The organism is Emticicia sp., from assembly GCF_049241225.1.
Classification (GTDB): Bacteria; Bacteroidota; Bacteroidia; order Cytophagales; family Spirosomataceae; genus Emticicia.
The window spans coordinates 1-1,015 of the sequence record NZ_JBMLRC010000446.1 but is presented as its reverse complement, the minus strand read 5'-3'; the positions used below and the strand labels follow the sequence as shown (position 1 = coordinate 1,015).

Here is a 1,015-nt window from a genome sequence, read left to right as displayed (position 1 = left end):
TTGTAAAATATTTGTTAAGTTGCTGAAAGTGAGACGTATATGGGTGGGGTTGGGAAAATGAATAGTTTGCAAAAATCGTAGGAACGTCCAAATTGGACGTTCACATTAAAATCATATTCTACAAAGAACGTCCAGATTGGACGTTCCTACGAGCCGTACCTTTTCAGATATTCTTCTTCATTGATTTTATTGAAAATATCTTCTCCCCAAGTTTTAGGGTTATTTTTGATATATTCTTGAATAAAGTGTAAGGATTTTTCATTTCTAATCACGTGGTCATGAAACCTTGCCTGCCAGCCAAACTCGTAATTTTCGGTCTGACACCAGACGGTCAAGGCTTTCTTTAATTGTCCGATTATGACTGAAATTGATTGACTTGGAGCTGCTTTGAATTTTTTAGGGAGTTTTAAAATAGGAATGGAAAATGTGTTTTTTGAATTTTCTATTCCTAAAAGAATGATAAGGTGAAGATGATTTGGCATCACACACCATTCGATTAATTGGGCATTTGGGTAAAGTTTTGGAATATTTTTGATAAATTCTGCAATTTTTACCGCTATCGGTGTCTCAATTAAAACAAAATCTGAGTCTTTTGCCTCAATTTTCCCAAAGTAATTGATTCGATTTTTTGTGCAGATTGTTAGAAAATAATAGCTTTCTTCATCGTACCATCTGTTTTGCAAGCGGTACTGTTTAGTAGTTTTATGCCCCATAAGTTTATTTCATGCCAAAATAAAATTTAGGTATTTATTTCGTAGGAACGTCCAAATTGGACGTTCCTATCAAAATCAAATCAAAAACGGTTCTCGAAAAGAACGTCCAGATTGGACGTTCCTACGACTTTTTTTCTACGAAACCCATTTTTCCACTTCTTCCTTGCTCGGCATTTTTTCATCGATTTTGAGTTTCTTTCTCATGCCACCCAAATCATTGAAAATTTTATTGGCATTGGCTCCGTGTAGTTGGTCAACCATCACAAAACCCATTTTTTGTAAGGCTGGCACCCAAACTTTTG

Annotated in this window: 1 protein-coding gene; it reads right to left on the bottom strand. The window is 35.2% G+C overall.

The genetic code is table 11. From position 1 onward, the window contains the following. Positions 1–146 precede the first annotated feature (146 nt). Positions 147–713, bottom strand: a complete 567-nt coding sequence (locus tag ACOVO2_RS23130) for a transposase (RefSeq protein WP_421772245.1) — start codon at positions 711–713, stop codon at positions 147–149. Positions 714–1,015 lie beyond the last annotated feature (302 nt).